Below are 23266 nucleotides of genomic sequence, written 5' to 3'. Positions count from 1 at the left end.
GGGTTCTGATCCGATGCAACCTGCCTGCGAGCCCGTGCGTATAGGAGGCGACAACCGCACTTCACATGGGGGATTTCATGCACGTGGACCGTTCGGCCGGTCGGACCACCCGCAGTCTCGGCGCCGCTGTCGCGTCCTGCATCGCTCTGCTCTCGGCCGTCGGCTGCTCGATGGACTCGGGTACCGGCGTCCGTGTCGCCGACACACCTCAAGCCCGGGCCTCCGCCGCGGATGCGAAGCCCGCGGGCAAGAACGATGGCGGCACGGGCAAGGCGTCCGATGCGCGTCGGGTTCCAACGATGCCGGAGCCTGCGGTGCTCGCGCGGGCGCAGGTGAACATGGGCGACGGGGATACGGTCGGGGTGGGCATGCCGATATCGGTCACCTTCCGCCAGTCGGTGCCCGCGGCCGAGCGTAAGGCTGTGGAGAGCTGGCTGCGGGTGCAGACCTCGTCCGGCACGACCGGCGCGTGGAGCTGGGTGAAGGACGACAGGGTTCCGGGCGGGGAGCGTGTTGACTTCCGCCCCAGCACCACTTACTGGCAGCCCGGCACCAAGGTCACCCTCCGTCGCGGCTCGCACGGCGTCAGCCACTTCACCATCGGCCGGTCACTGGTCGCCACGGTCGACACGAAGACGGACATGATGACGGTCGACACCGGTGGGAAGACGAACCGCATCCCGATCACGGCCGGGAAACCGGGGCTGGACACCTGGAACGGAACGATGGTCGTCATGGACAAGCAGCACAAGGTGTTCATGGACTCCCGCACCGTGGGCATGGGCCCGAACGACACCTACCACGGGAACTACTTCTGGGCCCTGCACCTGACGAAGTCCGGGACGTACGTGCACCAGAACCCGCACGCGGACACAGCGGCCGGGCACAGTAACGTCACCCACGGCTGTGTCGGTCTCGCCACCACCACCGCCAAGGGCTTCTACGACCAGGTCATGGTCGGCGACGTCATCAAGGTCACCGGAGCGAACAAGGACACCGTCGCGGCGGGCAACGGCTACGGCGACTGGAACCTGACGTGGAAGAAGTGGCTCGAGCACAGCGCCGCCGGGCAGACCACCACCGTATGACCTCCGCCGCAGCAGCGGTACACCACGCGCCCCGCGCCGTACGCAGAAAGCACCATCAGGTGACCGAGGACGAGTTCGACCTCTTCTACACCGCTTCCTACCCGCGACTGGTCGGCCAGCTGTACGCCCTGACGGGCGACCACGCCGAAGCCCAGGACGCGGTTCAGGAGGCGTTCATACGCGCCTGGGACCGGCGTTCGTCCGTGCTGGCCGGGGACCGGGATCCGGAGGCGTGGATCCGCACGGTGGCGCACCGTCTGGCAGTGAGCCGCTGGCGGCGGGCGCGCCACTGGTGGGAGCTGGTCCGCGGCGCGCCCCCGCCACGGCCGGCGCCCGAACCGAGCCCGGACCATGTGGCATTGGTCAGCGCTCTGCGGCGCCTGCCCGAAGCCCAGAGGACCGCGATCGTGCTGCATCACCTGTGCGATCTGAGCGTGGAGCAGATAGCCGCCCAGACCGGCGCGGCCGTCGGCACGGTCAAGGCACGCCTGTCACGCGGCCGCACCGCACTCGCCGCTCACCTCGTTAGCGACACACCCCACCCGACGAAGGAAGCCTGTGTCTGACCAGCCGCCACCGCATCCCCTGACCGAGACGGAGCTCTCCGCCCGGCTCCACGGCTTGGCCACACACAGCGCAGCCCCGGCCCCGACCACGGGAGCACAGGTGAGGACCCGGGCGGTACGCCGCCGCCGGACCCGACACGCTGCGCTCTCCGTCACCACACTGGCGGCGGCAGCCCTCATCGCCGTCACCACCGGCGCCCTCGACTCCCCCACCAAGCCGACCACGCCCCCCGCGACATCCGTGCCCCACACCCCCACACCCACCCCGTCCCCGACATCCGTCCAGCAGGTGACCGTCGACCTGAACTCAGAATCACTGATCATCGAGGGCAAGGATTACGGCATGGTGGGGCCGAAGGACATCTGCCCGATCGGCGAGACGTCGGTCACGGTCACCGCCAAGTACCGCACCTTGACAATGCCTTCCAGCACGACTGGCAAGGGCGGGGATGCGAACGTCAGGCGGTGGGCAGTCACCTTCACCGACCGCAATCATCACGAGCGACTGCTGCTGTGGGCGATGGACGATGCTCTCTTCAGCCTGCACCACCACACCAACCCCGGCTCCATCGGCCTCGGACCCGAAACAGGCAAAGAGGTCTACGATGCCATAAGGCTCGGCGCGCGTGTGAAGATCAAGGGCTGGCAGGCCGCGAACGCGCAACCGGACTCCGTGTGCTCCGACCGCCGGCCGATCACCGGCGACCGCTGACGCCGGACCACCCGCGCACCGCACCCACAAGGCCGAACCGGTGACACCAAGTCACCGCCCCAAGGGCAGTCACCCGCGTCGCCGTCATTCTTCGTGCCAAAGGAGCGGGCCTGTCCCTGGACACCATCCGCTCCCTGGTCACCAACACCGAACCCGCTGGCCGGCGGAGCATCCTCGGCGAAGAGGCTGAAGCGTTGCAGCGCCGGATCGCTGCCGCGCAAACCTCCATCGAACTCATCGGGTGCGCTCTGGGCTGCGGCCATGAGGATTTCACCCTCTGCCCGCGCTACCGTCGATTCGTTGCGGAGCGCGTGGGCGTTGAGGCGCTGACCCACATCCCTGATTGATCCCGTGCCGACGAGAGGAAGGCCGACTCACCCGCATTAAAGGTCGGATCGACTTGCTGGAGCCGAAACGCTTGCGACAAAGGCTCGTCCCGCGCCGGCACTCCGGCCCTGGAGCCCGGCTGGTGGACGACGGCCGAAGCAGGGGCCCACCGTCCTGTCGGAGGGGCCGCCCGTTCCCTGCCACAAACCTCATGGGCAGGTGGAGTCTGGCTATGGACACTCGGTGAGCGGCCGGTAGCAGGCCAGATCCGCGAGCCCAGTCCTTCGCTTCGAGGAGGGTGGTACGACCATGGAATGAGCGGCTGGGGCTGGTTCGGCGCCTCCCTCGGAACGATCGTGTTCTGGGGACTGATCATCACCGTCTCTGTGCTCCTGCACCGCGCGTTCACCCGGTCCGACAAGGTCGGCTCCAGCTCGGCCGGGAGTTGGACGCGCCGCCGGCGCAAACCTCCTCGGAGTAGTCGCTCGCCGAGCGGTTCACCCCCAGCGAGATCGACGCGGAGGAGTACCAGCGGCGCCTGCGCGTGCTGCGTTCCCACGGCGCCGACCTCACCAAGCACTAACGCAGCAGGGGGCCGTCATGCGCAGACTTCCGGCCCTCAGGAGATGGCCCGGAGCGTGGACTTCGGCAGCCGCCGTCCTGATCCCCGTCGCCGCGCCCGGATCTGCCTGGGCGGGCCATGGGGAGGAGAGCAACGAGTCGGAGGTGCTCACCGAACAAGCCGTCGCACTGATCGCCAACGGAGCCGCCGAAGACCAGGTCGCCGAACGCATCGAGGATGCCTTGATGGCCCCGCACAAGGAGGGCGCAACCCTGTCCAAGGTGCGTGACGCGCAGGCACTGGTCGAGCGCGCGGGTTACAGCGAGGCCACCAGCCATCAGGTGAAGGTGCTGCTGGCCTCGCTCGGCGGCAAACTGCCCTCCGCTCCCGAAGCGGGGCGTACCGCGACTGCTGATGAGACCAGCACGAGTGTCTTGCTTGACAAGTTCCGGCCGGCCCACGGTGTCTCCGACGGTGGAGACGCCGTGGTCGTGGGCCTCGGAGTCGCGGCCCTCGGCGGCGGCCTGTGGCTCTCGCGCCGCCTGCGCCCGCCCACACCATCCACCGGCTCGAGCACCGCGACCGCGGGCACGGGGAGGCGCCATGACCACGCACCGGCCTGAGCCGACGGCGTCAGCCCTGCCACCACTCCCCAGGCGCTCTGCCCCGGCCGGCACCGACGTGCCGTCGATGCCGTCGACGAACGCATGGGCATGAAGGCTCTGGTCCATCCGGTGCCTGAGCACGCCAGCAACCTCACCTGGAGTCTGGGCTCGGCTGTGGCGCGAAAAGGGTGTCACGGCGGCTGCCGCGGTGTTGCTGCTGGGCCTCATCGCTGTCACGGTCGAGGTGTGGGTGAACAACCCGAAGGGGCACTGATGAACGCCTCCAGCCCTCCCCGTCGCCCGGACGGCCTCGACGTCCGCCGCGCACAGCGCTGGTTCTGGGCCCTGGCCGTCCTCGATGTGGTCGCCATGGGCACGCTCAGCCAGGGGCTGCGCTCGGCGCCCGGGCTCGACACCGGAGTTCTCGTTCTGGTCAGTGCACTGGTCCTGGCCGCCCCAGCCGTCCAGACGGCCCGCATCCTGACCGTGCTCGCGGGGCTCCCTCGACTGCCCCGGCACGTGAGGGTGCGCCCGCCCGGGCGCCGTAGGGACGCAGTTCACACCTCCGAAGCCCACGCACCGAGGGAGCAGTGACCGTGCACAACGACGCAGCGCACCAGGTGTGCTCTGGCCGCGGGGCACCGGTCCAAGACACCACCGCTGCGTCGGCCCTGGCGCCTCGCCCCGCCCTTGTCCCAACCGGCCGACCTCGACACCGGGGACGCCCGGCACACCGCCTGATTCCACGGCAAAGGAACCCACTGCCATGTCCTCCTCTGTTCACCGCCGACGCACCGCCTGCCTGATGCTCGCGGCAGCCGCGGCCCTGCTGCCGGTGACCGCCTGCTCCGGCGGAAACGGCAACTCCCCCTCAGTAACGTCCACGGCCCCCAGTGCCCCCTCGCCCGCAGCACAGATCACGATGAAGAACTTCGCCTTCGATCCGGCTACCGTCACAGTGAAGGCGGGCCAGAAGGTCGCCGTGGTCAACGAGGACTCCGTCACACACACCGTGACGGCGAAGGATGGCAAGGCATTCGACACCGGGAACATCAACGGCGGAAAGTCCGGAACCTTCACTGCCCCCTCCAAGAGCGGCAGCTACCCCTTTGTGTGCACCTACCATGCGAACATGAAAGGGACGCTGATCGTGCGTTGAGGAATCGCTGTCCCACCGGGGGACTGAGCAAGGGCGCGTCCATCCACGCCCCCACGGCCGCCGGCTTCACTACACCCACGAAGGGCCGCCGTCCCCGCCGCCGCGGACTCGAACAAAAGAGCGAACAGGCGTCACGTGCGCCAGTATCTCGTGGGTGCGTCCCGCCCGGCGCCTCGAACCGCGGCAAGAGTCACGTCCATGCAGTCCGTGTGCCGGCGCAGCAACTGAGGCCGCGCTCATCGGCGCCGACAGCAGCGACCGCGCCCTCCTGCGATTCGGACAAGCCGGGCGTTGAGCCGCTCCAGCCGGTTGCAGCCCCTCCAGCCCGCTCTCGCCAAGGAGCAGCGTCGACCCCACGCTCGCCCACATAGCTTCACTCGTGAAGTGATCAACTTGCCGGATGACTTGCATCTTGAAGTGAATTAGCTCTAGTCTTCACTTAATGATTTAAGTCATTGAAAGGAGTTGATCATGATGAACGTTCTGTTGTGGGTCCTCGCGGGCGGCCTCGCGGTGGCGTTCCTGGCGGCCGGGACGATGAAGCTGTCCCAGCCGAAGCAGAAGCTGGCAGCCTCGGGAATGGGCTGGACCGAGGGTGTGAGTGCCGGGACGGTGAAGCTGATCGGAATGCTGGAGGTGCTGGCTGCGATCGGCCTGATCCTGCCGCCCGCGCTCGGCATCGCACCGGTGCTGGCACCCTTGGCGTCCCTTGGTCTGACGCTGGTCATGCTCGGCGCCATGGTCGTTCATGCCCGTCGCAGTGAGGCACAGATGGTCACCGTGAATCTCGTGCTGTTCGCGCTCGCGGCCGTCGTGGCGTGGGGCCGGTTCGGCCCGCACCCCCTCTAGCGCTTCGACAGCGCGGCCTCCCGCCCGTCCAACCGCCACCCCGCGAAGCTAAGTGATCACAGCACCAGCGGTTACATCAGCGGGCCAATCCCATCGTCGCCGGGCTTGCCCGGCGCTCAATGAGGTCGTGATTGCGGTCCGCAATCCACCGCATCACCATGTCCCACCCCCGGCTGCGACACAGCGTCCATGGCTGCGGGCAGCGGCGGCGGGCGCCCACTCCCCAGTTCTCCCCCAGCGTGATCTTGCAGACAAGGAATCGACATGATCGACCGCCGCAACGTCCTCCGAGGCGGAGGCGCCGCTGCCTTGGGCGCTCTCGCGATCACCGCGGTAACCAGCGGAACCGACCTGGCAGCCGCGGCCACGGGCAACCGTGAACTGCTCGGCGACCCGGCTTCCACCCCGCAGACCGAGTCACTCTGGCCGACCAACCTGACTCAAACGGAGCGCAAGCACCTCAAGGTCTTCGACGAGCTGGACTTCGTCGTCTACTCCGGTCAGCAGTGGGACAGGATCGGTGAGAGCCACGCACAGAACATCCGCGTCCACTGGCCCGACGGCCACTACACGGACGGCATCGACCGTCACATCGCAGACATGAAGAGCCAGTTCGTCTGGGCGCCGGACACACGCATCACCGAGCACCCGATCCGCATTGCCAAGGACAACCTCACCTCGGTGACCGGCGTTATGCAGGGCACCTTCACACGTCCCATGCCGGACGGCAAGGGCGGCTTCATCCAGCCTACGAGCAAGAAGTTCTCCATCAACATGGCAACGGTCGGCATCTGGAACAAGCACGGAGTGATGGAGGAGGAGTTCCTCTTCTGGGACAACCTGACCTTCTACCAGCAGATCGGCCTCGCCTGACCCGTGTGTGGCGCGGCGGTACGGGAACCGCTGGGCCACACAGAGGCGCGTGAGGCATCGCCGCCACCGGGCGTGGCAAGCGACGAACTGCTCCCCAAGGTGTCCCAGCGCGCGGCCAGGTGAGGCCGCTTCGCCTCGTCGTCCGCATCGATCAGCAGCCGCTGCAGTTGCAGACGGGCGACCCGGTCCTGGCGGATGCGTCCGGCCGCGGCAAACCATGCCCTGTCCCTTGCGGCGCCGCGACGGTCCGGGACGGTTCCGGCGGCGCCAAGGATCCGAGCCGAGTGTCCAGCCGGACCGTATGCGGGCACGGATCGGGCAGCCGTCCGTGCCCCGTTTTCTTAGCGGCACGTTAGATCTGCGTGTCCGGTCTTGTCCGTACGGGGCAGCACTTCGCATCCTCTGGGCACATCCCCACCTTCCCACCAGGGATTTCTCTCAGGGAGCCGCCATGTCATCGTCAGCCGCCATGCCCAAGACACCCCCAGGAGGCGAACGTGCGAAGCGCCGCTTCGCTCTGATCGGCGGATCGCTCGGCAACCTCGTCGAGTGGTACGACTGGTTCGTCTACACCACGTTCGCCATCTACTTCGCCGACTCGTTCTTCCCCGGCGACAACGCGACGACGCAGCTGATGAACACCGCGGCGATCTTCGCCGTCGGCTTCCTGATGCGTCCGGTCGGCGGCTGGGTCCTCGGACGCGCCGCGGACCGGCACGGCCGCAAGAGCGCGCTCACGCTCACGGTCGCCATGATGTCGATGGCCGCCCTGCTGATCGCCGTCGCCCCCACGTACGGCCAGGCCGGATACGCCGGCGCCGTGGTCCTGGTGCTGGCGCGTCTGCTCCAGGGCATGAGCATCGGAGGCGAGTACGCGGCGAGCGCGACGTACCTGACCGAGGCCTCGGCCCCCGGCAGACGCGGATTCGGGTCGTCGATGCAGTACGTCTCGATGACCTGCGGCCAGCTGCTGGGGCTCGGCGTCCTCATCACCCTGCAGCACACTCTCAGCGGTTCCCAGCTGGAGAACTGGGGCTGGCGTATTCCGTTCGTTCTCGGGGCGCTGTTCGCCGTGGTGGTGTTCTGGCTGCGGCGTCGTCTGCAGGAAACCGACGTGTTCGCCGAGGAGTCCTCCGGCGCCGATCAGGACCGTCGGGCCCGCGGGACACTGAAGGCGCTGTGGGAGCACCGTCGTCAGGCCGGCCTGGTCATGGCACTCACCCTCGGCGGCACGGTGTCCTACTACACCTACACCACTTATCTGACGAAATACCTGATCGGCAGTGCCGGCATGGAGAAGACCACGGCCACGCTGGTCAGTTTCACCTCTCTGACGGTCTTTGCCGTACTGCAGCCCTTCGCCGGGGCGTTGTCGGACCGGATCGGCCGCCGTCCACTGCTGATCACTTTCGCGGTCGGCTGCACCGTGGGCACGTACCCTCTTATGACGGCGTTGCGGTCGGCATCCTCGTACTGGTCGGCACTGAGCCTGTCGCTGCTGGCCCTGGTCATCGTCACGGGCTACACGTCGATCAACGCTGCGGTCAAGGCCGAACTGTTCCCCACGCGGGTGCGGGCCCTCGGTGTCGCGCTGCCCTACGCGATCGCCAACGCGCTGTTCGGTGGCACGGCCGAGTACGTGGCGCTGTGGTTCAAGGACAGCGGCCACGAGACCAGGTTCTTCTGGTACGTGTCCGGGTGCGCGCTGATCTCGCTGGTCGCCTACATCCTCATGCCGGACACCCGTGATGCCGCTCTCAGCCGTGGCGAAGCCGACGAGCACGCGGACGCCCGCACCGCAGCGAAGCCCGTGCTGCGCTGATCCCGTCGGCCTGCGGCGCGGTACCGGCCGCGCCGTGGACCGCGGTCGCCTCTTCCGTCGAGGGCTGCCTGTGGGGTATTCCAGTAGGCACTGTCCCAGGTGACAGGGGAATGTCTCCATGCATGCACTTCTCGTCGAGGACGACGATCGTATGGCCCACGCCCTCGGCACAGCCCTCGCCCAGCGCGGGCACACAGTCCGCCGGGTCGGCCGCGCGCTGGATGCGTTGCAGCACGCGCGCGAGGCCCAGTTCGTCCTGCTGGACCTGGGCCTTCCGGACCTGGACGGACTCGAGCTGCTGCGGCGGCTGCGTGCCGTCTGCCGTGCACCTCTCATCGTGGTCACCGCCCGTTGCGAGGAGCGCGACATCGTGCAGGGCCTGCGCGCGGGCGCTGACGACTACGTGGTCAAGCCGTTCCGGATGACCGAACTGATGGCACGTATCGATGCGGTACGCCGCCGGACCGGGCCGCAGTCCGGCGAGAGGGCCGCCGGGGGTCGTGTGCGCACCGGTGACGTCGAGATCGACCCGGCGGGCCGCACGGTCACGGTGGCCGGAACAGAGGTGCTGCTGACCCGCCGGGAGTTCGATGTACTGGCACATCTGGCCGCACGACCCGGTGAAGTCCATTCCCGTGCGGAGATCCTGGACCGCATCTGGGGGGACGTGCTGCTGACCGCGTCCCGCTCGCTGGATGTTCACGTGGCCGGCATACGCGCCAAAACGGGCAGGCCCGGCCTGGTCCGGACTGTCCGCGGGTTCGGGTACCAGCTCGGTTCCGCGGAACCGGAGGAACCACGATGAGACGCCGCCTCCTGGCCGTGCTGATCGTGCTCATGGGGGCTGCGGTCTTCCTGCTGTCCGTTCCGCTGGCCGATGCCTTCGCCCGGGGCCGGACCGAGGATCTGCTGCTCCAGCGGAGGTCGGACGCAGAGCGGTTCGCCGATCTCGCCGACCGGGCTCGGACTCCGGCCGACCGGCAGGAGCTCTCCGCCGAGATCGGACGGTACGCCACGCTGTACGGAGCGGACGTCCTCGTCGTGGACACAGCGGGGCATACCCTCGCGCATGCCGGAGCAGGGGCAGCGTCGGTCGCCGCTGCCGCCGTGGTGGACGCCCGGAGCCAGGCCCTGACGGGACGCCCCACGGCGACGTTGCCGACGATCCGGCCGTGGGGACCCCCCGTGGTGGTGCTGGCCGAACCGGTGGGGCGGGACGAGAGGGTGAGCGGAGCGGTCCTGCTGGCTGTGCCGACCGCCGCCGCACGCCACGAGATCGTCGTTCGCTGGTCGTTCATAGCTGCTGGTGCACTGGCCGCATTCACCGCCGCCGCCCTGGTCGCCGTAGGGGTGACCCGGTGGCTGATGCAGCCGGTGCGCGACCTGGACCGGGCCGTGGGGAGGCTGGCCGCCGGCAGCCTGCAGGCGCGGGCCGTGTCCGGCGCCGGGCCGCCGGAGCTCCGCCGTCTGAGACTGCACTTCAACAGCATGGCGGAGGCGATGTCCGAGACCGTCAGCCGTCAGCGCGACTTCGTCGCCGATGCCTCCCATCAACTGCGCAACCCCCTCGCCACCCTGGTGCTCCAGCTGGAGAACATCGAGCCGCACCTCGGCCGGGGGCCGGGCCGGGACGAACACACCCGCGCCCTCGACGAGGCCGAACGGCTGGGAGAACTGCTCGACGGTCTGCTCGCGCTGGCCCGGGTCGAGTCCGACACAACCGCTCTGACCGACCAGGACGTGTCGCCGGCCGTTCGTGAGCGGGTGAGAGCCTGGGCCCCCGTCTTCCGCGACAGAGGCGTGGATCTGAAAGCCGTCGTCACCGACGATCTGCGTGCCCGGGCCCTGCCCGACGCGGCCGGACGGGTCCTGGACGCCCTGCTGGACAACGCTGCAAAGTTCGTCCCGTCGGGCGGCCGAGTGGAGGTCCACGCCGCCCGACGGGACGGCGGCGTGGAGGTACGTGTCGTCGACGACGGCCCCGGGGTGTCCGAAGACCAGATGCCCACCCTGCTCCGGCGCTTCTACCGCGGCGCCGAGCACCAGAACGTACCGGGCAGCGGACTGGGGCTCGCCATCGCCGACGAGATCGCACGCATCAGCGGTGGCCTGCTCACCGTCGGCCGCAACACGCCGCACGGACTCACGGTGGCACTGCTGCTGCCTGCCGTGCAGGCGGGCCCCTTGACCGCCGACTCCGGTCGACGGTCTCCGCCACGGTCCGGTCAGCCGTACACGGACCGGTAGTAGGCAACTGCGCCGGGATGCAGCGGCACTCCCCCGGTGAAGATCGCGAACCGGGGTTCCAGCCGCGCCCCGGCCGTGACGTCCCGCAGCAGATTGCGCCACCCGCCGAACACCACCTGCAGCAGCTCGCGCACAGCGCCTGCCGATACGTCCGGGCGTGTGGTCAGGTAGTTGCCGACGCCAATGGTGCCCACCGGCTCCCGCAGCCCGTATGCACCGGCAGGCAGTGTGACCGCCGTGTACACGGAACCGTACTGTTCGCGCAGCGCGCCCACGAAGCCGTCCAGCGGGAGGAAGCGCAAGGGCATCGTCCGGGCAAGCGCGGACAGCGCGGGGGTCGGCACGCCCCCCGACCACACCAGTGCGTCAGCCGTGCCGTCCCGTAGCGCCTTCACCGACCCGGCGAGGTCGAGCCGCAGCTCCCGCACCGCCCTGTCGCCGGTCAGCCCCGCCGCCCGGAACAGGCGCCGTGCCAGCACGTGCACTCCCGCTCCGTCCGCACCGGCCGCCACAGGCCGGCCGGCGAGCGCTCCGACCGACCGCACCGGGCCGCGCGCCGGAACGACGAGATGGGTGTAGTTCACATAGACCCGGGCCAATGCCGTCACCGGAACGGGCCGGGAGAACTCGTCCCGGCCGTGCACCGCATCTTCGGCCACGTCCGCCATGGCCAGCGCCAGCTGCGCCGAGTCCTGGTCGAGCCGATGCAGGTTGTCCACACTCGCCGAGGTCCTCACGGGGACGACTTCAACCCGGTCACCACTCCTGGTGACGGCCTCGGACAGTGCCCGGCCGAAGGCGTGGTACGGCCCACCCATCGGCCCGGTGGCGAGCCGCAGGCGAGGCACGGGCCCGGATTCCCGGGTGCACCCGGCCAGGGCAGCCGTGCACCCGCCGAGGCTCCATGCCAGCACATCCCGGCGATGAGGCCCCCGGGGCGGCTGCTGTCCGGCCGATGGCCGCGTCGCCCGCTCGCCACGGGCTGGGCCCGGCGGTGTCCCGCCTGCCTCAACGCCCTCCGGAACGGGCGCGTCCGCGCTGGTCACAGCCGGAGTGTAACGGCGTGCCGTGTGTCGAGGCCATCCTCGGCGAACCGCCTGTTCTCGCACAGCCGGAATACCACCGCCTTCGCCCGGCCCAAGACGGCCCCTCCCACCGCGGTGGGTGTCTGTGCCCCGCAGACCGCGCCGCACCGGCACTACACCCACCGCCGACTCCGGTGGACGTGGCCTAGTTGACCGCCTTCTCCTCCAGTCCTCGAGCGGTCGGCCGCTCACGTCCCCAGGCAGCCAGCGGCTGGAGTGCGTCGTTGAGACGCATGCCGTCCGCGGTCAGCGAGTACTCGACGCGGGGCGGCACCTCGTCGTAGGCGACGCGGTGCACGACACCGTCCCCTTCCATCTCACGTAGGTGAGAGGCCAGCACCTTCTCGGTGATCCCCGGAAGCAGTCGACGCAGCTCACCGAAGCGGCGGTAGGGATGCTCGTGGAGCGCCCAGAGGATGAGCACCTTCCACTTGCCGCCGATCACCTCCATCGCGGTGTCGATCCCACAAGCGTGTCCGTCTGGTGCGCCCGGCCGGTTCAGCGTCGTCATGCCCTGCCCTTCTGACGTGCTCGCTCACCCCGGGGTAACCACCCACTCCCAAGTGCGTACTTGATCACCTCCGGGCCTGTGACCAGCCTAATCGGCATGACACAGAACACTCTTGAAAAGACCTCCGTCACGATGCTGGGCCTCGGTGCAATGGGCACCGCGCTGGCCCGTACCTGGCTTGCCGCCGGCCACCCGCTCACCGTCTGGAACCGCACCCCGGCCCGCACCGCGGCGCTTGCCGCCGAGGGTGCAAAGGTCGCGGACAGCGTCGCTGAGGCGGTCGCAGCGAACACCCTGGTCATCGTTTGTCTGTTGGACGACACCTCGGTCGACGAGGTGCTGGCCGGCACCGACCTGGTCGGCAGGGACCTGGTCAACCTGACCACCAGCACCCCTGCCCAGGCCCGCACCCGTGCCCAGTGGGCCCGCGAACGCGGCGCCCGTTACCTGGACGGCGGGATCATGGCTGTCCCTCCGATGATCGGCGTCCCGGAAGCCGGCGGCTACGTCTTCTACAGCGGCTCGCGGGAGCTGTTCGAGCGGCACCAGGAGACCCTGGGCGTCCCGGTCGGCACTACCTACGTCGGCGAGGACGCGGGCTTCGCAGCCCTGCACGACGTGGCCCTGCTCAGCGCCATGTACGGGATGTTCGCCGGGGCCGCGCATGCCTTCGCCCTGATCCGCAAGGAGGACATCGACCCCGCGGCGCTCGCCCCGCTGCTCGCCGACTGGCTCGTCGCGATGGCCCCGGCGGTTCACCAGACCGCCGATCAGCTGCGGAGCGGCGACTACACCAAGGGTGTCGTCGCCAACCTCGCCATGCAGGTGGCCGGCACACCTACCTTCCTGAGCACCGCCGAGCAGCAGGGTGTCAGCCCGGAACTGCTCAGCCCATACTTCGAGCTGATGCGCCGCCGCCTGGCCCAGGGCAGCGGCGAGGAAGACCTGACAGGCGTGATCGACCTGCTGGTGCGCTGACCGGCCACTTGCCGGCCCCAGAGACGACCGAGCTGGTCACAGCCCTCAACGAGCAGCTGTGACCAGCACTTTCACAACACGCCCCAGCGGAGGCGGAGACCGGCTGCCCATCGACGTGCGCGAGATCTACCGCGAAGTCGGCGTTCATGGTGGCATGGCCAACAACCTGCAGTTGATCGCTGCGGACTACGTGCATGAGCACTGCCGCGCGTGGCCGCCCGCGCGGCAACGGGGCGGATGCCCAATCTGCTCACGGACGTCTGTGTTCACGAGAACCGGCAGCACCGGCCCGAGCATGGGTTCTGTGGAACACATCAGGTCGTGCAGAAACCGCACCGAGTCACTTGCTGCTGGGTTCGGCGAGGGTGTGGGCGACAAGGGCGTTGGCATGGCCGTGGCCGAGTCCGTGCTCGGCCTTGAGCCAGGTGACGAGTTCCATGTGCTTGGTCAAGGGCGAGGAACGAATCAGGTCCTTCCACTCCTGGATCGGGCGGCCGTACTTCTTCTCGATCGACGGGAAGTAGCTGGCGGGGCCTTTCACCGGTGAGGTCATGTCGTGGGCATCCTGTCTGTCTGAGTGTGGTCTTGTCGGGGTGTTGCTGTGCGGGGCGGGAGCGGGACGCGCTACCGCCGTGGGGTGGGCGACTGGCCGGGCAGTCGGGCGATGACCGCGGTGAGCACGAGCAGGCCGAGGCCCGCTCCGGCGGTGAAGGCTGCCACGGTGGTGGCGGAGCCGGCGAAGCCGGTGAGGATCCCCACCGGCATGATGCGGCAGGCCAGAGCCCAGCGGCGTCGAGCGTGGGCGGCGAAGTGCCGGGCCAGTACGAGGAACGCGGCGCACAGCGCGAGGTAGCCCGCCGTGCCGACGAGCATATGGACGGCTCCGTGCGCGCTCATCGGAGCCGGACCGTCGGGCGTGCCGGCCGGGAAACCCGAGCCGGGGTCTGCGGTGAACGCCCCGGCGAGCAGGAAGGATACGCCGAAGACGCCGATGAGTCGCGGTGCCCAGGTGCCGCCTGTGGTGTGGCCGATTGTCCGTCGGATCCCTACCGCGCCGGCTGTGACCAGCACGCCGGTGAGCAGGAAGTTGATGACCTGGATCCAGCCCATGGGGCCCAGGCTGAGCTGGCTGATGGCGTTTCGGGTGAAGTTGAAGCCGCCGCGGGTGAGGCCTTCGATTACCCCCACGCTCAGGAACAGCGGGCCCGCTGCGGCGCCGCAGGCCAGCAGGGCACGCGTGGTGAGCGAAGCGGAGGCAGAGCGACCCGTGAACGGAGCGCCGATCGTCTGAGTCATGAGAATCCCCTTGCTCGTCAAGTACTGGACCGTCCAGTACTTCGGAACTGGACGGTACGGTACTCATGACGGAACTGGACTGTCCAGTACTGTTAGGTCTCGAGCCAAGGAGGAGACGTGGAAGCGAACGAACCCGGCGTCCGGTCGGCGCACAAGCATCAGGCGATCATGGAGGCTGCGACGGCAGCGTTCTTGGCGAAGGGCTACGCCGGCACGAGCATGGACGACATCGCCAAGCAGGCCTCCGTGTCCAAGCAGACCGTGTACAAGCACTTCGCCGACAAAGAGAAACTCTTCGCCGAGATCGTCCTGGCCACCACCGACCGGATCGAGGCCATGATCGACCTGGTGTCCGACATTCCCGCCGACGCCGATTGCCTGGAGGAGAACCTGCTCCGGCTGGCCAGCCAGTTCCTGACCGCTCTCACCCAGCCTCAGGTCCTCCAGCTGCGGCGGCTCATCATCGCCAACGCCGACACCTTCCCCGACCTGGGCGCCGCCTGGTACGAGCAGGGGTTCGAGCGGGTCCTGGACACCCTGGCGGCCGCCTTCCAGCGCCTGACCGACGGCGGGCTGCTCCGCATGGAGGATCCGCTCCTGGCCGCGAACCACTTCGCCGGCCTGCTGCTGTGGATTCCCGTGAACAAGGCGATGTTCACCGGCTCGCCCCAGCACACCGAGGCCGACCTCGACCACTACGCCAACGCCGGCGTCCGGGCCTTCCTCTCCGCGTACCGCTGAGCATCACACCGAAGCACCCGACCCGCCTCCGAAAGGGACCACATGCCCTGGCTCGAACGCACCGTGCAACGCGACGGCGTCCGTCTCTCCTGCCGTGACTGGGGCGGAACGGGGTCGCCCGTCGTTCTGCTGCACGGGCTGGCCGGACACGCGGGCGAATGGGACGACCTCGCAGGCGCCTTGAGCCGTCACTACCGCGTCGTCGCCGTCGACCAGCGCGGTCACGGCTCCAGCGAACGCCACCCGCGCGACGCGAGCCGCGACGCCTACGTCGCCGATGTCGTGGCCGTAGTCGAACAACTCGACCTGCACCGGCCGACCCTGGTGGGCCAGTCGCTGGGCGGTCACACCGCCATGCTCACTGCCGCCGCGCACCCGGAACTTGTCGGCGCACTCGTCCTCGTCGAGGCAGGCCCCGGTGGCCCGAACCCCAGCGTTCAGGACGAGATCAGCGCACTGCTCGAGGCATGGCCGACACCGTTCCCCTCACGCCGGGCCGCCGCCGATTTCTTCGGCGGCGGCCCGGTCGGCGAGGGCTGGGCAGCCGGACTGGAACAACGCGACGACGGATGGTGGCCGCGCTTCGACCGCGAGGTGATGGTCGCTTCGCTGACCGAAAACGCTCGGCGTTCCTTCTGGGACGAATGGACGAGGATCAGCTGCCCGACCCTGGCCATCTGGGGCCAACGGGGCATCATCCCGCAGCAGGAAGTCGACGGCATGTTCCAGCAGCAACCCGAAATGGTGGCCCTCAGCATCCCCGGGGCAGGGCACGACGTCCACCTCGAACATCCCGACATCCTGCAACAGGCACTCCGGGACTTCCTCGAAGGAGCCACCAAGACCTTCACCCTCAGAGCGTAATGACCTCAATGTGATCAGCTCGATGACCACGCTGGTCCGGCTGCTCGCCACCGTAATGGGCCATGGAGCTCGGCCTGCCCGCCACCGTCCCGTGAGGCGGTGTCACCGGACCACACCCATGGCGGCTTCCCCACGCCCTTGGCTTGAAATGGCCCCGTTGACACTTCCGCAATAACGGCCGGTCTGAACACCAGTGGCCCAACTTTTCTATACGAGACGGTGTCGTACAGAAATACGCTGAGGTCATGTCCACACCGCCGGGCGCACCCCCCACCGCCCCACCTCGTGTTCCGGAAGCCGTTCACCGACGTCGTTGGCTCATTCTTGCCGTACTGATGTTCACCGTGCTCATCATGGTGCTGGACCACTCGGTCCTGAACGTCGCGGTCAAGACCATCGCCTCCCCCGCGCCTGTGGGCATCGGCGCCACGCAGGAGGAGCTGGAGTGGGCCATCAACGCCTACACCCTCGTCTTCGCCGCCCTGCTGTTCACGGCCGGTCTGATCGGTGACCGGGCAGGCCGCAGGAAGACTCTGCTGTTCGGCATGGCCGTCTTCGGCATCGGCTCGGCGCTGGCCGCGTTCTCCGGCTCGTCCGCCGAGCTCATCACGTACCGCGCAGCGATGGGCTTCGGCGCCGCTTTCGTCATGCCGGCGACCCTCGCCGTCCTGATGAACGTCTTCGAACGGGACGAGCAGCCCAAGGCCATCGGCATCTGGGCGGGCGGCGTGGGCATCGCCATCGCCCTCGGCCCACTCACTGGTGGACTCCTGCTCGAACACTTCTGGTGGGGCTCAATCTTCCTGGTCAACGTCCCCGTGGTGATCGTCGCCTTCGTCGCGATGGCTCTGCTGATTCCCGACTCCCGGGACCCCGGCCCCGGCCGGATCGACCCCGTCGGCGTACTGCTGTCCATCGTCGGGCTCGTCCTGTTCGTCTACGGGATCATCCACGGCGGCGAACTCGCCTCACTCTCCAACCGCTCCGTGCTGCTGCCCCTCGTCGGCGGACTGGCCGTGCTGGCGGTATTCGTCGTGTACGAGCGCCGCATCGACCACCCGGCGCTGGACTTCTCGTACTTCAGGAATCCCGCGTTCTCCGCCGCAATCACCGCGACCGCGCTGGCGTTCCTCTCGATGATGGGCGTCGCATTCTTCTCGGTGTTCTATCTCCAGAGCGTTCTCGGCTACAGCCCGCTGCAGGCCGGCCTCCTGGTGCTGCCCCTAGCGGTCGCTCAGTCGCTGTTCGCGCCCCGTGCCCGGCTGGCCGTCGCCCGTTTCGGTGCCAAGGCGACCTGCACGGCCGGGCTGGTGATGGTCACGTCCGGCCTCGCCTGCTTCGCCTTGTTCGACGCCTCCACCCCGGTATGGGCGCTGGAGCTCGCCTTCTTCGTGCAGGGTGCCGGGATGGGGCACGTCATGTCGCCCGTCACCGTCACCGTCATGCAAGCGCTGCCACGAGAGAAGGCCGGGGTGGCCTCCGCGATCAACAACACCTTCCGGCAGGTGGGCGGCGCGTTGGGCGTGGCTGTACTCGGCTCGTTGCTGTCCGCCGCGTACCGAGGAGGGATCAGGAGCACCCTGGATCAGACCCCTGGTGTGCCGGATGAGGCCAAACACACGGCCGGCGAGTCGCTGGAGGCAACGCTCGCCGTGGCCGAACGGCTCGGCCCCACCGGGCAGCGCCTGATCGCGCCCGCGCACGAGGCGTTTCTCGCCGCCATGCACCTCGCGGCGCTGTGCGCGGCAACGGTGACGTTCGTGGGTGCGGTGGTCGTCGCTGCGTACCTCCCGGGACGGCAGAAGCCCGGTACGGACGTATCGCCCGTGCCGGACGAGCGCCCGGCGGCAGGGGTGGCCGGGGGATGACCGCAAGCCCCGAGAATCGGACGATGCGTCAGGGCGCGGACCGAGAGGCTGACCGGAAGCCGAATCGATGCGCGCAACGGGGAGCGCGGGGCGGCGGCGAAGGCACGGTTGTAGTGAGCGGGACCGGAGTGACACGGAGTGCGGGAACGAACAGGCGCTCGGGTGCCGTGGTCGCTTCCCGGACTGCCGGTGGCTTCCCGCGCCGGGGTCGGCCCCGGAGCGAGGCCACCGAGCGGTCGATCCGCCAGGCGGTGGTAACCCTGCTGGAGGAGGGGTTGCCGCTCGGCGAAATCTCCATCGAGCGCATCGCCCGTACCGCCGGGGTCGGCAAGGCCACCGTTTACCGGCGCTGGGCCGGCAAGGAAGAACTGTTCGTCGACGTGCTGCGGGACATCGAACCGCCGGACCCCGCCCTGCCCGGTACCTCCGCCCGTGACGACCTCGTCGTCATGCTGGAGTCGCTGCGCCTCCGCGGTCTCGCCCAGCGCTCGTCCGCGCTGTTGCACAACGTCCGCGCGCAGATGAAGAGCCACCCCAAGCTCTGGGACGCGTACGTCGCGACCGTGCTCCACCCACGCCGGGCAACCGTGCTGGAGATCCTGCGCCGGGGTGTCGTGCGGGGCGATATCCGCGACGACCTGGACATCGACCTGCTCAATGACCTGATTCTCGGGCCGATGCTCGTGCGCGCCGTGATGCGGCCCGACGCCCCGCTGCCCGGTGACCTCGCGGAAAGCATGGTCACGGCGGTGCTGGAAGGACTCCGGCCCGCGGCGACCTAGGGGGTGGTGTACGTGGCGTCGCGGAGGACTTCAGACATGGCTCACTGGATCAGGTCGGTGTGCGGATGATCCGGGGACTCCGGGCAGACGTAGAGCTGCAGGCGGTTACCCCTGGAGATCTGGACCCCGGGCGGGTTCGACACGTCGCGGTCGCGGAGCGCGGCGAGGGCTTGGTCCTCGTACGGCACCCAACCGCGGTAGCTGTCGTCCCATTCGTTCGAGGCCATGGTCAGCAGCGGGCCCATCTCGGCGCCGCAGTCGGTGCAGAACCGGGCGACGGGATCGGTGAGGCCCCACCGGGGCCAGCCACCGACTTTCCAGCCCGGGGCGACGGACAGCTCGTCTAGGTAGAACTCCTCCGGGGCAATCTCATAGGAATCGTCCACCGCGACACCGGCCGCCTGCCACGTGCTCCAGTCCGCCAGCTGCTGCTGCAACTCCTTGCTCAGTGCCAGCAGATTGGGATACTCGGTGATCTGCTCCGGCGCGAGCACGCACGGCTCCGGCAGGTAGCTGTCGTCGTACTGCACCTCGTACGGCTCGGGCGGCGCAGTGAGGATGTCGGTGACCTCTGCGGCGGATCGCCAGAACAGCGCAGTCGGAGGCTTGTACTCCGGCGGGTGTTCGAAGGGACACCACAACACCTGGAGCAGATCGGTCTGTCCGGGCGGCCGAAGCAGGGGTACGTCGCGCACGTACAGCTGGGCGACGGGCAGCATGGCGTTCGGATGCTCGTGCCAGTCGTCGACCATGGCCTCATGCCATTCGTGCGGCGCGGCGCAGTACGGCCACGGCTCGTCGGCGGGCCACAGAAGCGGCCCTCCGACCGAACTGTCATGCGGTGACGGAGACCCGGGGCGGGGATGCAGCCGGATCGCCTTGCGTGCCAGCGGGGCCAGTTGAGGGAAGAGCGCGGTGACGTCGAACGGCCGTGGCGGGGTGGTGCGGATGACGTTCATAGCGGCGATGTTGCCAGCAGCCTCTGACAAAGGGCATACCGATCCACGTACCGCTGGCACCAGGCAGCTTCCCCGGGTCAGTAGGCGGACCAAAGGTGCGACCGCACAGCGGCATCATCCGCCGGCATGTCCACGCCGCAAGCTGATGCGGGGCCCGGTGCGGTCGCGGCTCCGGCCCCGGCCGGGCGCCCGAGCAGTCGTCCGGAGAACGGTCGTGGTCGCCCCTCGTCGGAGGGAGGTCCTCGTCGCGCAGGGCCTCACCGGCATCGCCCGGGCGGTGCTGCAGATCCCGCAATGCGGGTCTAGGCCTGGTAGGCCTCGGAGATCTGGCCCACCAGCACGGCGAACGGCATGTCGAGGGCGGCATAGAGGGCGCCGGACTCGGGAGCGGCGTTGTCGGCCAGTGCCTCGACCAGGAGGGTGGAGTAGTCGCTTACGATGACGCCCGCCTGCTGCATGCGCAGGAGTCCGGCTTCACGCTTGGTCTGGCTGAAGGTGCCGGAGGCGTCCACGGCGACGTATGCGTCGTACCCGGCGGCCGTCGCGGAGATCGCGGGCAGAGCCGCGCACACCTCGAGCGACACCCCTGCGAAGATCAGCTTCCGCCGGCCGGTGGCCTCGATGGCTTCACGGACCCGGTCGTCGTGCCAGGCGTTGACCGTGCTCCGGTCGAGGATCTTCTGGCCGGCCGGCAGCGCCTCGACGAGCTCGGGGGCGGTCGGCCCCCACATGCTGTCGGCCGCGGTGGTGGTGACGACCAGCGGGATGCCCAACACCGTCGCCGCCCGTGCCAGCGCCACCACGTTGTGCTTCAGCTCGCCGACCGGGATGTCCCGGACGCCGGACAGAAGGCCCACCTGGTGGTCGACCAGCACCACGGCAGCGTTCTCCCGGGTGATCATCTCAAGGAACCTGCTGCGCTCGCTCATCATCCGCTCCTTCGGGGTTGAGCCACAGCCTGTATTGGTCACTAAATTTGATAGTCACTTTTCATGACATTTCGAAGCTATATCCAGGCCCCTCGGAGTGCAAGCGTCGGCCCTGGTGGATCACCCTGCATCGCGGTGACGCCACCCGAGCCCGCACGGCGGGCGAATAGAATCGCTGATAACCCAGCACAGCGGCGGACAACCGCCGAGACGGGAGAGGCGTTGGCCGGGGACCGAACCGCGGAACCGGACCTCGGCGTGCTCGCCGCCCGGGTCCTCTTCGCGGTTCAGCGCGAACTGTTCACCGCACTCGCCGAGCAGGGTTTCGACGACATCCAGCCCCGCGCCGGCGCCGTCCTCGCCTACCTGCGCACCGACGGCATCCGGGCCAGCGAACTCGCCCGCGCCTCCGGACAGCACAAGCAGGTCATCGGCACCCTGATCGACGACCTCGAACGCTTGGGCTACGTCGAACGCAAGCCAGATCCCGCGGACCGCCGCGCCAAACTGATCTACCCCACCGGACGTGGCCTGCTCCAGATGGAAGCCGCCACCTCCATCATGCGTACGATCGAGGAACGCCACGCGAAGGCGCTGGGCGCACATGAGTACGCCACCTTCAAGGCGGCCCTCCATCGTGTGGCCGCGCTCCAGCGAAAGGCCGAGCGCGACAGCCAGGCACCAGGGAGCAGCCAGGGCAACTGATCGACCAGCGAGACCGGTTGATCCTCAGCGCTCCCCAACGAAGGCAGCCGCCGCGCACCCGGCGCAGAGCGCACCCCAAAAGCCCTGCAGGGTGGTCCACATACGTTCGAGCGAGCCGTTGCGGCCTTGACCAGCACAAGGCGCGTACGGGCTCCGTAGGGCCGATCAGCCGATCCCAGGTGGAAGTCCTGCCGGACGGAACCGAGGTCCGGCTGGGCGTACGGCGCAGCGATATGCACTGCCGGAGAGATTCGCTGCCGGATGCGCAGCGCCAGCAGCCGGCGGATCTCCGCCTGTTCGACTGATGGAGCCGGTCTTGGCGGACTGTGCCGCGTCCTGCTCACCTCGATGACGCGCCAGCCCTTTCGCCGGACCGGATTCGGCGAAAGGTGGCAGTACTCGTGCAGGTCCCGGCCGGGCCGGAGAACACCCGCCGCTACTTCAGACCGTCGCCAGAGGTGACTGCCGAGCATTCTCGGTGGCAACGGCGGAGGCGGAGAGGAGCGTCGCAGCGGCGAGGCTGCCCCAGAGTGCAGCCGAGCCGTGGGGTGCGAGAGCGGTGATGACCGCCGGGGAGACGGCGAGGCCGAAGCCCGTGGAGAGCTGGAAGCGGGCGAGGGCGCGTCCCAGAACATGGGCCGGGGCGAGGGCGGTGACGAGTGCGGTGGCGCTGCCGGCATAGATGATCTCGCCGATGGTGCAGACCACGGACACCGTGGCGACGGCCGGGGCGCCCCAGCCCTGTCCCAGTGAGGTGGCCGCGAGGAAGCCGAGGTAGGACGCGGCGAGTACCACGCCGGCGAGAGCCAGTACGGTCCGCCGGGAGAAGCGGGACATCAGGACGGTGACCGGAACCTGCAGGGTGACCACCAGCGCCGTGTTGGCGACGAAGATGCCGGCCGACCACACCGGGGACGCGTGCAACTGTGTCACCAGGACCAGAGGGAGCGCGATTTCGGGAACGTTGAGGCAGAAGACGTAGACCACGTTGGCGGCCAGCAGCGCGCGCATTCGGGGTGCGGGCCTGTCGTCCCTGTCCTTGGGCGCAGCACCGGCCGGATGCGCCTGCAGGTGAACCGACCACGCCAAGGCCGCCGCAGCGAGATAGGCGATCCCTGTGACGGCTGCCAGCGCCTGCAACGCGGTGGTTCCGCCCGCCAGGCAGGCGGTGGCGAGGAGTGCGCCCACGCCCAGGCCGGCGTTGCGCAGTGCGCGGCCTCCCGCGAGGGCGGCGTCCCGTTCCCAGCCGTGGGCGACCGTGGCCACGACAGCCGCGTGGGCGGCCGGCCATGCCTGGTTGCCGACGCCGAGGAAGAGCACCGCCGTCGCGAACGGCCAGACGTGCCCCGCCGGGGTGGCCAGCAGCAGTGCCACACCCAGCACCCTCACCAGCATCGACGCTGCCACGACCGTGCTGCGTGCACCCCGGTCCAGCCATCGGCCCACCGCGGGCATGCACACCAGACCCACGACGACGCCAGCCGTCAGGGCGATGCCGGTGGCCGGCGCGGACAACCTCAGCACGGTCACCCCGTAGAGCAGCAGAAAGGGCCGCAGCAGGCCGGTGCCGAGGGCGTCCACGGCCAGGGCGACGGCTTAGCGGGGGCCTCCGGAGGCACGGACGAGGGCGCGGGGCCGGATCTTTGGGGTGGTCATGAGGTCAAACGGTGCGTTCGGCCGCTCGGCCGGGCACGTCGGTTGACCGATACCGTCAACCGACGCCGTCGCCGGACATCCG

The 23266-nt window shown here is 68.9% G+C and carries 23 protein-coding genes and 2 pseudogenes; 18 read left to right on the top strand and 7 right to left on the bottom strand.

Annotation, left to right across the window (positions count from 1 at the left end):
* Nucleotides 1-77: 77 nt before the first annotated feature.
* The 12 genes and pseudogenes from ACWCP6_RS19320 to ACWCP6_RS19265 all read left to right on the top strand — a co-directional run bounded on the left by ACWCP6_RS19320 (nucleotide 78) and on the right by ACWCP6_RS19265 (nucleotide 10810).
* Entirely contained in the window at nucleotides 78-1088 is a 1011-nt protein-coding gene (locus tag ACWCP6_RS19320; RefSeq protein WP_450933663.1) for a L,D-transpeptidase, read from the top strand.
* A 59-nt stretch (nucleotides 1089-1147) separates the two neighbouring features.
* Nucleotides 1148-1654 (top strand): SigE family RNA polymerase sigma factor, encoded by a 507-nt coding sequence (locus ACWCP6_RS19315; protein ID WP_450933698.1) that lies wholly within the window; start codon nucleotides 1148-1150, stop codon nucleotides 1652-1654.
* Nucleotides 1655-1943: 289 nt separating this feature from the next.
* Nucleotides 1944-2366, top strand: a complete 423-nt coding sequence (locus ACWCP6_RS19310) for a hypothetical protein (RefSeq protein ID WP_450933662.1) — start codon at nucleotides 1944-1946, stop codon at nucleotides 2364-2366.
* An 80-nt stretch (nucleotides 2367-2446) separates the two neighbouring features.
* A pseudogene (locus ACWCP6_RS19305) lies at nucleotides 2447-2713 on the top strand (MerR family DNA-binding protein); the annotation flags it as partial.
* 580 nt (nucleotides 2714-3293) lie between these two features.
* Entirely contained in the window at nucleotides 3294-3878 is a 585-nt protein-coding gene (locus tag ACWCP6_RS19300; protein WP_450933661.1) for a hypothetical protein, read from the top strand.
* A gap of 255 nt (nucleotides 3879-4133) precedes the next feature.
* Nucleotides 4134-4454, top strand: coding sequence for a hypothetical protein (locus tag ACWCP6_RS19295; protein ID WP_450933660.1), 321 nt, complete (start codon nucleotides 4134-4136; stop codon nucleotides 4452-4454).
* A gap of 211 nt (nucleotides 4455-4665) precedes the next feature.
* Complete coding sequence (locus ACWCP6_RS19290) at nucleotides 4666-5019, top strand: cupredoxin domain-containing protein (protein ID WP_450933659.1); 354 nt, start codon at nucleotides 4666-4668, stop codon at nucleotides 5017-5019.
* 471 nt (nucleotides 5020-5490) lie between these two features.
* A complete protein-coding gene (locus ACWCP6_RS19285) occupies nucleotides 5491-5868 on the top strand; it encodes a DoxX family protein (protein WP_450933658.1) in 378 nt (125 codons plus the stop codon).
* Between the two features lie 264 nt (nucleotides 5869-6132).
* Nucleotides 6133-6741, top strand: coding sequence for an ester cyclase (locus ACWCP6_RS19280; RefSeq protein ID WP_450933657.1), 609 nt, complete (start codon nucleotides 6133-6135; stop codon nucleotides 6739-6741).
* Nucleotides 6742-7210: 469 nt separating this feature from the next.
* Nucleotides 7211-8563 carry an MFS transporter gene (locus ACWCP6_RS19275; RefSeq protein ID WP_450933656.1) on the top strand — a complete coding sequence of 451 codons (1353 nt, stop codon included), beginning with the start codon at nucleotides 7211-7213 and terminating at the stop codon, nucleotides 8561-8563.
* 118 nt (nucleotides 8564-8681) lie between these two features.
* A complete protein-coding gene (locus tag ACWCP6_RS19270; RefSeq protein ID WP_450933655.1) occupies nucleotides 8682-9368 on the top strand; it encodes a response regulator transcription factor in 687 nt (228 codons plus the stop codon).
* Nucleotides 9365-10810 (top strand): ATP-binding protein, encoded by a 1446-nt coding sequence (locus ACWCP6_RS19265; protein WP_450933654.1) that lies wholly within the window; start codon nucleotides 9365-9367, stop codon nucleotides 10808-10810. Before ACWCP6_RS19270 ends, ACWCP6_RS19265 begins: the two co-directional genes overlap by 4 nt.
* Here the strand turns inward: ACWCP6_RS19265 and ACWCP6_RS19260 are convergent.
* The gene (locus tag ACWCP6_RS19260) at nucleotides 10789-11658 is read right to left on the bottom strand and encodes a TAXI family TRAP transporter solute-binding subunit (RefSeq protein ID WP_450933653.1); all 870 of its coding nucleotides are present in this window, start codon (nucleotides 11656-11658) and stop codon (nucleotides 10789-10791) included. The two genes, ACWCP6_RS19265 and ACWCP6_RS19260, sit on opposite strands and share 22 nt — an antisense overlap.
* A gap of 382 nt (nucleotides 11659-12040) precedes the next feature.
* Nucleotides 12041-12406, bottom strand: a complete 366-nt coding sequence (locus tag ACWCP6_RS19255) for a winged helix-turn-helix transcriptional regulator (RefSeq protein ID WP_450933652.1) — start codon at nucleotides 12404-12406, stop codon at nucleotides 12041-12043.
* Between the two features lie 96 nt (nucleotides 12407-12502).
* On the opposite strand from ACWCP6_RS19255, the gene ACWCP6_RS19250 reads away from it, so the two are divergent.
* Nucleotides 12503-13384 (top strand): NAD(P)-dependent oxidoreductase, encoded by an 882-nt coding sequence (locus ACWCP6_RS19250; protein WP_450933651.1) that lies wholly within the window; start codon nucleotides 12503-12505, stop codon nucleotides 13382-13384.
* A 340-nt stretch (nucleotides 13385-13724) separates the two neighbouring features.
* Here the strand turns inward: ACWCP6_RS19250 and ACWCP6_RS19245 are convergent, their stop codons facing one another.
* On the bottom strand, nucleotides 13725-13937 hold the full coding sequence (locus ACWCP6_RS19245; RefSeq protein WP_450933650.1) for a DUF4287 domain-containing protein: 213 nt from the start codon (nucleotides 13935-13937) through the stop codon (nucleotides 13725-13727).
* 71 nt (nucleotides 13938-14008) lie between these two features.
* Nucleotides 14009-14680 (bottom strand): DUF998 domain-containing protein, encoded by a 672-nt coding sequence (locus ACWCP6_RS19240; RefSeq protein ID WP_450933649.1) that lies wholly within the window; start codon nucleotides 14678-14680, stop codon nucleotides 14009-14011.
* Between the two features lie 117 nt (nucleotides 14681-14797).
* Here ACWCP6_RS19240 and ACWCP6_RS19235 point away from each other — a divergent pair, with 117 nt between their 5' ends.
* From ACWCP6_RS19235 to ACWCP6_RS19220, 4 genes are all read left to right on the top strand, one after another.
* Entirely contained in the window at nucleotides 14798-15421 is a 624-nt protein-coding gene (locus ACWCP6_RS19235) for a TetR/AcrR family transcriptional regulator (RefSeq protein ID WP_450933648.1), read from the top strand.
* Between the two features lie 42 nt (nucleotides 15422-15463).
* Complete coding sequence (locus ACWCP6_RS19230) at nucleotides 15464-16285, top strand: alpha/beta fold hydrolase (RefSeq protein WP_450933647.1); 822 nt, start codon at nucleotides 15464-15466, stop codon at nucleotides 16283-16285.
* Between the two features lie 245 nt (nucleotides 16286-16530).
* Nucleotides 16531-18153, top strand: coding sequence for an MFS transporter (locus ACWCP6_RS19225; RefSeq protein WP_450933646.1), 1623 nt, complete (start codon nucleotides 16531-16533; stop codon nucleotides 18151-18153).
* A gap of 251 nt (nucleotides 18154-18404) precedes the next feature.
* The gene (locus tag ACWCP6_RS19220; protein WP_450933645.1) at nucleotides 18405-18935 is read left to right on the top strand and encodes a TetR/AcrR family transcriptional regulator; all 531 of its coding nucleotides are present in this window, start codon (nucleotides 18405-18407) and stop codon (nucleotides 18933-18935) included.
* A gap of 41 nt (nucleotides 18936-18976) precedes the next feature.
* On the opposite strand, the gene ACWCP6_RS19215 is transcribed toward ACWCP6_RS19220, so the two are convergent.
* Nucleotides 18977-19894 carry a hypothetical protein gene (locus ACWCP6_RS19215; protein ID WP_450933644.1) on the bottom strand — a complete coding sequence of 306 codons (918 nt, stop codon included), beginning with the start codon at nucleotides 19892-19894 and terminating at the stop codon, nucleotides 18977-18979.
* 302 nt (nucleotides 19895-20196) lie between these two features.
* Nucleotides 20197-20823, bottom strand: coding sequence for an isochorismatase family protein (locus tag ACWCP6_RS19210; RefSeq protein ID WP_450933643.1), 627 nt, complete (start codon nucleotides 20821-20823; stop codon nucleotides 20197-20199).
* A gap of 222 nt (nucleotides 20824-21045) precedes the next feature.
* Here ACWCP6_RS19210 and ACWCP6_RS19205 point away from each other — a divergent pair, with 222 nt between their 5' ends.
* A complete protein-coding gene (locus tag ACWCP6_RS19205; protein WP_450933642.1) occupies nucleotides 21046-21528 on the top strand; it encodes a MarR family winged helix-turn-helix transcriptional regulator in 483 nt (160 codons plus the stop codon).
* A 441-nt stretch (nucleotides 21529-21969) separates the two neighbouring features.
* Here the strand turns inward: ACWCP6_RS19205 and ACWCP6_RS19200 are convergent.
* A pseudogene (locus ACWCP6_RS19200) lies at nucleotides 21970-23184 on the bottom strand (MFS transporter).
* Between the last annotated feature and the right edge of the window lie 82 nt (nucleotides 23185-23266).

The sequence above is a fragment of the Streptomyces sp. NPDC002004 genome, from assembly GCF_053593975.1.
This window is presented reverse-complemented; position numbering and strand designations above follow the sequence as displayed.